Source organism: Micromonospora sp. LOL_024, from assembly GCF_048060415.1.
In the GTDB taxonomy this organism is placed as follows: domain Bacteria; phylum Actinomycetota; class Actinomycetes; order Mycobacteriales; family Micromonosporaceae; genus Micromonospora.
Genome location: NZ_JBHMIS010000058.1, coordinates 1 through 10,631, shown reverse-complemented (window position 1 = coordinate 10,631; position 10,631 = coordinate 1). Strand labels below are relative to the sequence as shown.

Genomic DNA, 10,631 nt, shown 5'->3' with positions numbered 1-10,631 from the left:
CCCGACGAGCGCTTCCTATCCTGGGCATCACCAACACCCCGGACACTCACGGAACTTGATCAGGCCCTGCATGGTTGAAGGCCGCGATCTGGGCGGGCGTAGCGTCCATAGCGGACAGCGTGGGATGAGGACGTGGAGCCATCGGTAGACAGGTTCTTGCGACGGAATCAGTCTCCGAGAGGGCTCTACGTGATCACCTATCTGCCAGGCTCGACGTGCCCAGGGAACTCGTGCGCCACGTGGCGCGTCTGCTTCGCGCCGAGCGTCGGGCAGTGGGAACCCGACGCCGAGCCAGGGCGTTGACGTGCTTCTACCAGGCACTTCTGGTCCTCGTGTGGTTCCGCAAGGGCGAGGACCAGACCACCCTCGGCGCCGGCTTCGGGGTATCGAGGGCAACCGCCTACCGGTACGTCGCCGAGGCCGTACGCGTCCTTGCGGCGCAGACACCGACCCTGCACGACGCCCTGAACCGGTCGCCACCGACGGCTGGTCGCACGTGATCCTGGACGGGAAACTGTTCGACACCGACCGGCTCGCCGAGACCACCACCAGCGTCAAAGGCGACACCATCGACGCCTGGTACTCCGGGAAACACCGCGACTTCGGCGCGAACATCCCGGCAATCATGCGCCCCGACGGGCTACCGATCTGGACCTCGGACACGATGCCCGGACACCTGCACGACCTGACCTACGCCCCCAGTTGGACGTCACCGATGCGCTCTACTGGGCCGCTTCGACGCTGGACCTGCCGACCCTGGCCGACTCCGGCTACGAAGGCGCCGGTCAGGGCATCCACACCCCGTACAAGCAACCCGCCGACGGCCACCGCCTCGCCGTCGACAACCGCACCCACAATGCGATCCTTCGATCCATGCGACGCCTCGGAGAACGCGGCTTCGCGATCCTCACCGGCCGCTGGCGCACACTACGCCACAGCACCACCAGCCCACGAGGCCTCAACGACATCATCCGCGCCGCACTCCACCTCACCCATCTCGAATACCGATACCTACCGGATTCTTGTTGAGATCACGTCAGTGTCGTTGCGGTCACGTAGCCATCCTCAGCTAATTTCTCTTGGCGCAATTCTCGGCACCCGATCAATACTGCCTGGCGTTGCCCCAAGCGGAGGTGCCAACCATGTCGCCGAGCGACCGGCTGACGGACAGTTGGTCCTCGACGACTTCGGCATTCAGCACCGCCCGATGTAGACGCTGCACTGACGGCCCAGGCTCGAGACCGAGTTCGTTGACCAGATCCCCGCGTAGCCGGTGGAAAACCTGAAGCGCCTGGGCACGTCGGCCGCTGTAGTACAGCGCGCGCATGTACTGCGCGTGCATGCCCTCGTGGAGCGGATTCTCTACAGTCAGCGCGGCCAACTCGGTGAGCACTTCGCGGTACATCCCTAACCGCAGTTCGGCGTCGACCAGGTACTCCAGGACAACCAGCCGAGACTCCTCGAACTGCCGGCGCTTGGACTCGAGTACCGGTCCTATCGGCACGTCCACCAGCGCGGGACCCCGCCAGAGCCGCAGGCCGTCGGTCATCTTCCGGACGCCAGTCTCGTCGTCTCCGACGGAGAGTGCCTCCCGGGCCACCGTCACGAGGGAGTGGTACTGGTGCACGTCGAGGATTCCGGAGTCCACTTGCAGAACGTAACCGCCGGCCTTGGTGACCAGAACATTTTTCGATATCTCAGCGGCCGATATTCCGGTTACCCGCGCCAACAACTTCCGTAAGTTCAAGATGTACGTCTGCAATGTAGTCAATCCGCTTGCCGGCGGATTTTCGTCCCACAGCTCGCGAATTAGTGATGACACCGGCACCGCCTGGCCGGCATATACCAGAAGAACTGCCAGGATGCTACGGAGTTTCGGCGCGCTCGGCGCATGGTTTATGCCATTCACCGTTAAGGACAATGGGCCCAGGATACCGAACTCGGCAATATTCTTAAGCACTCGAACACCCCCGCAGTCAGACAAAACTGGCCCGGCACAACGACCCTACACTACCGTTCGACCCAAGAACAAGATTGACATTCGAATATGTGAGTAGTGCAATAGACGCGTCCGACTCCGACCAACCTGGCTCATTGACACCAGTAGGCCGCTTCGAAGCACTCTGACCAGCTACGTTGCGGTCGACGTGCACACCGCGGCTCAGCAGCCGTGGTCTCGAATCGGGAATCGCACATCGTCCGTCCGTCCGCATCGTCAGTACGACAGCGGATTTTGGCGCAGCCAGCCGATCGGGTGACCAGCGCCTATGCGGCCTCGATGTCGCGGTTCGCGGATGGTGCAGGTTAGTGGTGTTTGACACCTCCAATGAGCGAACCTGCTCGGCCTGGACCCAGTTTCCACCTATGCCTTCGCACCGACTGTGACCGCCATGTCCAACAGAGTTTAGTCCGCGTCCGCACCGGCAAACCGCCGGCTACGGATGTCCGACCCCTCTCAACTCACTCCTCGGTAGAGTCAATCTGCATGCGGATCTCCACGTAGGACGTGACTCGCTTGGGCCGGTATGCGTCCACTCCCAGCAGTCGGCATCGCTGGCGAGGGGCTGTCCAGAGCGCCTGGGCCACACGTTCAGGATCGTCCGATCGGCTCGAAGACTGGTCGAGAGCCCCTAAAGCGGCACCAGAGCGTGCTTCGACCGCCGCTCTAGGGCGCGGTACAAGGCTGCCGTCATGCGCCGATTCACCATCGCGGACCCACAGGAGACCATCGACGATGCCTCGGCTCGGACAGCGCGACGGCGGTGAACGACAGAACCAGACACGATCAGTTCGGCGACCTGGGCTGTGACTCACTCGCGGCCTACGAGCTCGTCATCCGTCTCGAGGACCGCCAGCGGATCGACTCCCGGACGAGGTGATTGAGACTCCAAAGGCGGTCCTGGACCACACCAACGTGCAGCTGGCTGGCGTGTGACGCCGACGGCTCCGAAACGCGGGAGGCGCTACGAAGTTATGACCACCTACGTCTGGGACTACCTCGAAGAATACGAGAAGGAACGCGACGACATCCTTGACGCGATCGACTCGGTCTTCCGCTCCGGCCAGCTCGTCCTGGGCCGGAGCGTGCGCGGTTTCGAGGAAGAGTTCGCCGCCTACCACGGCGTCGCACACTGCACCGGTGTGGACAACGGAACCAATGCCATCAAGCTCGGACTGCAGGCCCTCGGCGTCGGGCACGGGGACGAGGTGATAACCGTGTCCAATACTGCGGCACCCACGGTGGTGGCCATCAACGCCGTAGGCGCCAAGCCAGTGTTCGTGGACGTCGATCCTGAGACCTATCTGATGGACACCGACCAGGTGGCCGCCGCGGTCAACGAGTTCACCGCCTGCCTACTGCCGGTCCATCTCTACGGCCAGTGTGTGGACATGGATCCGCTCGCGCGGCTTGCCGCCCAACATGGCCTGGCCATCCTCGAAGACTGCGCCCAGTCGCACGGCGCCCGCCGCGCCGGCCGGCTCGCCGGGACCATGGGCGACGCGGCCGGCTTCTCGTTCTACCCCACGAAGGTGCTGGGGGCGTACGGTGACGGCGGTGCCGTGATCACGTCTAGCGACGAGACCCAGCGCAGCCTGAAGCGCCTGAGATACTACGGCATGGAGGAGCGCTACTACGTCGTCCAGACGCCTGGTCACAATGCCCGGCTGGACGAAGTCCACGCGGAGATCCTGCGCCGCAAGCTATGCCGGCTGGATGCCTACATCGAGCGCCGGCGGGCAGTCGCAGCGCGGTATGTCGACGGGCTCGCCGGCACCGGGATCGTGCTGCCGAAGGTGGCACCCGGCAATGACCACGTCTACTACGTGTACGTGGTGCGGCATCCACGGCGCGATGCCATCCTCGACGCGCTACGCGCGTACGACATCCAGCTGAACATCAGCTACCCCTGGCCGGTGCACACCATGTCGGGCTTCGCGCATCTTGGGTACGCCACGGGTTCATTACCTGTGACCGAGGCCGCGGCCAAGGAGATCTTCTCGCTGCCGATGTACCCGTCGCTGTCCCCCGACACCCAGAATCGGGTGATCGAGGTTGTCCGCAACGTCGTCGCGGAGGTCTGATACGTCGGTCCAGGTACCCGGCGCCGAAGCGGCGCTGGGTACGTGACGATGTCAGCCCACCGACAGGCTGTGCAGGCAGGCGACCAGGCTGCGGGCCTGGACGTTCAGGTAGTGGCTGTGCCGCAGCAGATCCACCAATTGGTGCAGGGTCATCCAACGGAAGTCCGGCGCGTCCGCGTCGAGGTCCGTCTCGATGATGAGGTAGCGGTTGCGGGCGTGGTAGAAACGCCCGCCCTCCTCCGACAACTCGGTGTCGAACCGGATCTGCCCAGGATCGGCCCGCAACACGTAGTCAAGGAACCGCGGACGCGCCGCCTCGGGCAGCGGGTCGAAGTTGTCGGGGATGCACTGCACCGTGGGCGCTAGCTCGACGGCGTCGACGAAGCCGGGTTCGGCCCGGGCGTGCACGAGAACGTGCAACACTCCGCCTATCACCCGTACCAGCAGGGCGACCACGCCGACCCCGTGCGGCATGATCGCCGGTTGTGTCCAGCGCGCCACCTCGCGGCCGCTGGCGCGCACGTCGAGCCCGATGACATCGAAGTAAAGGCCGCGCTCGTGCGAAATCTTCTCCTTGCTGCGGTGCCAGGAATCTACGGCGTTGAGCGGGATTCGACGGGTGTAGACATCCCGGCGGGTCCGGCTGTCGGTGATCCAGCTCAGGATGTCATTGGGGCTGTACATGCTGCCCTCGTCCTGGCTGCACGAACGGATCAGCGCCAATCGGAATCTGTCGATTCTCGGTGGATACAGCTCGATCAGGCCGGGAGCCGCGAACGGCAGGCAGGACAGAACCGTGCGGGCGTCCATGGTGACCACGTTGTCGATACGGAACAGCCGGTGGATCTCGCCAAGCGTCAACCATCGAAAGCCGTCTAGCAGTTCGACGTCCCCGGTCACCTCCACCACCATGTTGCGGTTGCGCTTGTGTTGGAACCATGAGCCCTGCTCCGACTGTCGTACGTCGGCGAGGATGTGGTGGCCCACCGCATCCTGGAAGTACTCCAGGTATGGCACGGGCTTGCCGAGATGCACCCCGGTGTAGTTGCTGCGGGTGGCCTGGACGGTCGGCGAGAGCTGCAGACCGTTGCAGTTGCCCGGTTCCGCCTTTGCCTGCATCAGGCAGTGCAGCACGCCGTCGATCTCCTTGACCAGGATGCCGAGGATACCGATCTCCGGCTGGTTGATGATCGGCTGGCTCCAACGGGTGACCGGCCCTTCGGGCATGTGGATGTCGAGGCCCTCGACGGTGAAGAACTTTCCGCTGTCGTGCCGCAGGTCCCCGGTCGCGGTATCGGTGTGCCAGCCGGTCAACGCGTCCAACGGGATGCGTTCGGCGCGGGTGAACGAGCGCCTCCCCAGCTCAGCCAGCCACCGGTGGAAGCCGGCTGACGCGTCCGGGCCGCCGGCCGGTGCCAGCACCGACCCGGCGATCCGCGTCGGTATGAGATCGTCGCGCTTCAGTAGCAAACGGTGCTCCGTCACGTGCTCTCCGATTCCCACATGGCCCTCATCGACTCCGCCAGGCTGATCCGTGGACGCCAGTCCAGAACCTGCCGGGCGAGGCGGATGTCGGCCCGCGTCCAGTCGCCGCCCTTGCTGAGCACCTGCCGGTCCAGTACTCGCAGCCGTTCCTGCGGGAAGCCCGCCGCCGCGATGAAGAGCGCGACAAGCTCACGCATGGCGACTGCCTCGTTGCGACCGATGTTGATCACCTGGCCGGTCACCGGCGCCGTAGCGGCTAGGACCACGGCCTCCGCCGCATCGCGGACGTCGAGGTAGTCGCGTCTGGCGTCCGCGATCGACAGATCCAGCGTGGCTCCGTCAGCGGCCTCCCGCAGCCGCCGAAGTAGATAGCCGAGGAAGCTCGGCCGCGCCGGGTGCGGACCGCACAGATTCACCGCGCGCAGCACGACACCGTCGACCCGGTAGTCCCGGGCCGCGCGCAGGACCGACTCCGAGCCAGCCAGTTTCGTACGGGCGTACGGCGTCTGTGGAGCCGGCTCGACGTTCTCATCGATCAGCCTCCCCTCAGGCACCGGGCCGTACTCGTGAATGGTCCCGACGTGCACGAGCCGCGGCCGCCGCGGCACGAGTGCCACGGCCTCGACCAGGCGGCCGGCCAGACCGACGTGCGTGTCCTCCATCTCCTGCTCGGTGGTGCCCCAGCCGCCCGTGGCGTTGACCACCACGTCCGCCGACTCGGCAACGAGGATCTCGGCAATGTGCTCCGGCGCCTCGGCACCGAGATCCACCGATCGGAACCGGTACGCCGACAGGTGATCGGCTGGCCGCCGGGCTACCGCCAGGACGCTGTGGCCCGAGCGGGCGAAAGCGACGCATACCTGCCGGCCGACGCAACCGCTGGCTCCCATCACCGCGACCCGATTCACACCGACCACAACGCCCTCTCGACCCGTAGGCAGGCTTCGTAGTCCGGCAGCAGGCCCTGCTGCCGGGCCTGCTCCAGCGTCATAGCGGCAGAGTCGCGGTCGGACTGTACCGGGACCAGGTCCGGCGGCACGGGAAGCCTCAGAACCGGGTCGAGCGCCGAGATGGACAACTCGTACTCGGCGACGTATGGACTGGTCAGCAGGTACGACATGACGGTCTCGTCCTCGAGCGCGACGAACGCGTGCCCGACGCCGACCGGCAGGTACAGTGACCGGAAGTCGATCTGGTCGAGCACCACCGCGTCCCACTCGCCGTACGTGGGTGAACCGACTCGGATGTCGACCACAATGTCCAGTGAGCGGCCACGCGGGCAGTACACGTACTTGGCGGTTCCCGGCGGTGTCGCGGTGTAGTGGACGCCCCGAATCACGCCTCGGCGGGAGCAGCTGTGGTTGGACTGCGCCACCGGGATGTCGGCGCGCCCGGTCACCTCCCCGAAGGCCGCCTGCTGGAAGGGTGACACGAACAAACCGCGATCGTCGGGGAATATCTTCGGCGTGAATTCGAATGCCCCATGCACGGATAAGTGACGTGTCTGCATGCCGGTCTGTCTCCTTGTCAGTAGTCGAGCGCCTGAGAGCTCAGGAAGTCGACCGCGTCCGCGTAGGTGTACGGGTGCATGAACGAGCCCGCTCGGACGTCCCGGTATAGCCGGGACATCGGATGCCCCGCGTCGTACGACGCCCCGCCGATCAATGTGAGACAGTCGCCCACGACCTCCGGAGCGACACGGTTCACGACCAGCTTCGCCCGCTGGAAGGACGTCATGAGTAGGCGGCCACGGTCACCCGCGTCCCCGGTCGCCGGTGCGTCGGCCATTGAGAGGGCAGTGCTGACGGTGGCCCGCATCGCCTGTAGCCGCGCATCCACCTCGGCTACGAGGGCTCGCAGGCCCGTCTGCCCGGCGCCGCGCCGGCGAACCGTCTCGACAGCGAGTTCGCGTGCTGCGCAGGCGATCCCGATGTAAATGCCGAGCATCGTGATCGAACTGACCGTCTGGCCGGCGAGCGCCGCGTCGTCATGTTGGCCGACGGGTCCACGAAAGAAGATGTCCTCCTCCCTGACCACGCATCCGTCCATCACCACGTCCACGCTGCCGGACGCCCGCATGCCGAGGCCGTCCCAGTTATCCAGCACGGTCAGGCCGGCGGCTTCGCGGGCGACGACCGCGGCGGCTTGCGCCGGCACGCCCCCGCCGACGGCCGCCTGCGCGGAGATGACGAACACCGTCGCGATGGGGGCCATGCTGGCCAACATCTTGCGCCCGTCGAGCAACCACGTACCGTCCGGTCGGGGAATCAGCGTGCTGACGATCCGATGCGCTACGGCGTCCTTCACCGTCGTGCACACGACGGCCTCGCCGGAGGCCATCGTACGCAGTAGCCGCTCGGCGAGCGATCGCGCCGCCGGCGAGCCGTGCCGCCACTCGTAGCTGAGGGTCAGACCGCGGCTGAGCTGCATATGCAGCGCGAGGGCCGAGGAGGCGTCGGCCTCCGCAACCTGGCGCAGCGCGAGCGCGATGTCGTGCAGGGTATCGACGCCGAGGCCGCCGAGCTCCGCCGGCACGGTCGCGCCGAGAACGCCGTCCTTGCGCAGGTTCTCGAACACCTCGACCGGGAACCTGCCGCTGCGATCGTTCGCCGATGCGCCTGCTTGGATCTGCGGCACGTGCGCGGACAGCAGGTCGAGCAGGTCGGCGCCCTGCTGGGTCACCGGCTGGACGAGGTCTCCCGTCACGCGATGATGTGCGGTCACTGTCGACATTGTTTGCGCCGCCTCCAATCGGGCTATTCCTGACTGATGGTGTCCCGGGTCGTTCGAGTTCGGCTCGAAAGTCGCTGCCACGCTGTCGCGCTGGAGCGAAGCTCCGCCGCTTCTCGAGCCGAGCGGCCGACCATCTGGACGTTGCCGGTATCCGGAGGTGGCTATGCGATTCATCGACCTGTCCTCACCGGTGGACGCCTCGTCGTTTGAACCCGACCCGGTCGGGCACGAGGTGCTCACCCCGCGCGAGGGTGCTGCGCACATGAGCGCGGAGATGCGCGAGCACTTCGGCGTCGAGTTCGACCCGAACGAGTTGCCGGACGGCGAGTTTCTGTCGCTGGACCGGATGACGCTGACCACCCACACCGGTACGCACGTGGACGCGCCGTCGCACTACGGCTCGCGAGCTTCCTATGGCACCGGGATCCCCCGGCACATAGACGAGATGCCGCTGGACTGGTTCTTCCGACCGGCCGTGGTGCTGGACCTGACCGGCCATGACACTGGCGCGGTGGGTGCCGACGAGCTCAACAAGGAATTTGACCGGATCGGTCACCGGCCGGAGCCGCTGGACATCGTCCTGCTTCATACGGGCGCGCCGCGCCGGGCGGGTACGCGGGAGTACTTCACCGACTTCGTCGGCCTGGACGGCCCGGCCGTGCACCTGCTGCTGGATCTGGGCGTTCGGGTGATCGGCACGGACGCGTTCAGCCTGGACGCACCGTTCGGCGACATTCTCGCACGGTACCGCCGGACGAACGACCGCTCGGTGCTCTGGCCCGCGCATTTCGTCGGCCGGGACCGGGAGTACTGCCAGATCGAACGGTTGGCCAACCTCGATGCGCTTCCCAGCCCGTACGGGTTCCGGGTGGCGTGCTTCCCAGTCAAGATCACCGAGGGTGGCGCAGGCTGGGCGAGAGCAGTGGCGATGGTCGATGACTGACGCCTGGTGGTGAAGATCGTCACTGGACGGCGAGCAGCGTGAGATTCAGCCCGACCACGAGGAGAGCACATGTGTCGTATCTGCGGCGGAGCCGTCAGCGAGTTCTTCGACTTCGGACGCCAACCTCTGTCCGACACCTTCTTGCGTGCTGACGAGGTGTCCGGCGAGTACTTCTTCCGGCTCGCTGTCGGAGTCTGCGAGGACTGTTCCATGGTCCAGCTCCTGGACGAGGTGCCGCGCGACCGCATGTTCCACGCGGACTACCCGTACCATTCGTCGGGCTCGGCGCGCATGCGTAACCATTTTGAGCAGACCGCGCGCGACTTCCTCGACACCGAACTGACCGGCACGGATCCGTTCGTCGTCGAGATCGGCTGCAACGACGGTGTGATGCTTCGGACATTTCGCGAGGCGGGCATCAGGCACCTGGGCTTTGAGCCGTCCCGCGGGGTCGCCGACCTGGCCAGAGCCGACGGGATACGGGTGCTGACGGACTACTTCGAGGAGTCTTCGGCGGTCCGGATCCGCGAATCGGACGGGCCTGCCGATGTCATTTTCGCGGCGAATACCATCTGCCACATTCCCTACCTGGGCTCGATTTTCCGAGGAATGGAGGCATTGCTGGCGCCTGACGGGGTGTTTGTGTTCGAGGACCCGTACCTGGGCGACATCATCAGACTCAACACGTTCGACCAGATCTACGACGAGCACTTCTTCCTCTTCTCGGTGAACTCGGTACGCACCGCCGCCCGCCGCTTCGGCTTCGAACTCGTGGACGTGCGACGGCTGCCAGTACACGGCGGTGAGGTGCGATACACCATCGCCCGGACTGGCGCGCGGCCGGTCAGCCCGGCGGTGGACGCGCTGGCCGCCGAGGAACGCGACCGAGGTCTCATCGATCCGGCGACCTTCGAGCGTTTCGGCGCGGACGTGAAGCGAATCTGCGGCGAACTGGTGGAGCTGCTGCGTAGGCTGCGCGCGGAAGGCAAGCGGGTAGCAGGATATGGCGCCACTGCCAAGAGCGCCACGGTCACCAACTACTGCGGCATCGGTCCAGAACTGGTGGACGTCGTCTACGACACGACGCCGGCTAAGCACGGCCGACTCATGCCTGGGTCGCACATTCCCGTCCGGCCGGCGTCCGAACTAGCCGAGACCCGGCCCGACTTCGCGGTGTTGTTCGCATGGAACCACGCGGAGGAGATCCAGGTCAAGGAAAAGGCATTTCACGAATCTGGCGGTCGCTGGATCACCTACGTCCCGGACGTAAGAATCACCTGACGGCGTCCGTTCACACTGAGCCTTTCCGAGTAAGGGTCCAGTCATTTGGAGTGGCCGATGTGGTCAAGCGGTCCAGACGCGCCCGGATCCGTTGCGGTGCAACGAA

At 65.6% G+C, this 10,631-nt stretch carries 10 protein-coding genes and 1 pseudogene; 5 read left to right on the top strand and 6 right to left on the bottom strand.

What is annotated here, in order from left to right:
* Positions 1-272: 272 nt before the first annotated feature.
* Positions 273-500, top strand: a complete 228-nt coding sequence (locus ACFHWY_RS26840) for a helix-turn-helix domain-containing protein (protein WP_416583039.1) — start codon at positions 273-275, stop codon at positions 498-500.
* 202 nt (positions 501-702) lie between these two features.
* A complete protein-coding gene (locus ACFHWY_RS26835; RefSeq protein WP_416583038.1) occupies positions 703-1,029 on the top strand; it encodes a transposase family protein in 327 nt (108 codons plus the stop codon).
* Positions 1,030-1,102: 73 nt separating this feature from the next.
* Here ACFHWY_RS26835 and ACFHWY_RS26830 read toward each other — a convergent pair whose 3' ends face one another.
* Together ACFHWY_RS26830 and ACFHWY_RS26825 are read right to left on the bottom strand one after the other, a co-directional pair.
* Positions 1,103-1,648: an AfsR/SARP family transcriptional regulator gene (locus tag ACFHWY_RS26830; RefSeq protein WP_416583040.1), complete on the bottom strand. Its 546-nt coding sequence runs from the start codon at positions 1,646-1,648 to the stop codon at positions 1,103-1,105.
* A gap of 81 nt (positions 1,649-1,729) precedes the next feature.
* A pseudogene (locus ACFHWY_RS26825) lies at positions 1,730-1,909 on the bottom strand (AfsR/SARP family transcriptional regulator); the annotation flags it as partial.
* A gap of 1,064 nt (positions 1,910-2,973) precedes the next feature.
* Here ACFHWY_RS26825 and ACFHWY_RS26820 point away from each other — a divergent pair.
* Entirely contained in the window at positions 2,974-4,083 is a 1,110-nt protein-coding gene (locus ACFHWY_RS26820) for a DegT/DnrJ/EryC1/StrS family aminotransferase (protein ID WP_416583037.1), read from the top strand.
* A 51-nt stretch (positions 4,084-4,134) separates the two neighbouring features.
* Here ACFHWY_RS26820 and ACFHWY_RS26815 read toward each other — a convergent pair whose 3' ends face one another.
* The 4 genes from ACFHWY_RS26815 to ACFHWY_RS26800 are packed head-to-tail and all read right to left on the bottom strand — an operon-like array spanning position 4,135 to position 8,301.
* Positions 4,135-5,568, bottom strand: coding sequence for an NDP-hexose 2,3-dehydratase family protein (locus tag ACFHWY_RS26815; RefSeq protein ID WP_416583036.1), 1,434 nt, complete (start codon positions 5,566-5,568; stop codon positions 4,135-4,137).
* Positions 5,565-6,458 (bottom strand): NAD-dependent epimerase/dehydratase family protein, encoded by an 894-nt coding sequence (locus ACFHWY_RS26810; protein WP_416583035.1) that lies wholly within the window; start codon positions 6,456-6,458, stop codon positions 5,565-5,567. The genes ACFHWY_RS26815 and ACFHWY_RS26810 overlap by 4 nt, the downstream gene beginning before the upstream one ends.
* 14 nt (positions 6,459-6,472) lie before the next feature.
* Positions 6,473-7,078, bottom strand: a complete 606-nt coding sequence (locus ACFHWY_RS26805) for a dTDP-4-dehydrorhamnose 3,5-epimerase family protein (RefSeq protein ID WP_416583034.1) — start codon at positions 7,076-7,078, stop codon at positions 6,473-6,475.
* Between the two features lie 17 nt (positions 7,079-7,095).
* Entirely contained in the window at positions 7,096-8,301 is a 1,206-nt protein-coding gene (locus ACFHWY_RS26800) for an acyl-CoA dehydrogenase family protein (protein WP_416583033.1), read from the bottom strand.
* A 163-nt stretch (positions 8,302-8,464) separates the two neighbouring features.
* On the opposite strand from ACFHWY_RS26800, the gene ACFHWY_RS26795 reads away from it, so the two are divergent.
* Positions 8,465-9,244 (top strand): cyclase family protein, encoded by a 780-nt coding sequence (locus ACFHWY_RS26795; protein ID WP_416583032.1) that lies wholly within the window; start codon positions 8,465-8,467, stop codon positions 9,242-9,244.
* 69 nt (positions 9,245-9,313) lie between these two features.
* A complete protein-coding gene (locus ACFHWY_RS26790; protein WP_416583031.1) occupies positions 9,314-10,525 on the top strand; it encodes a methyltransferase domain-containing protein in 1,212 nt (403 codons plus the stop codon).
* The last annotated feature ends 106 nt before the right edge of the window (positions 10,526-10,631 follow it).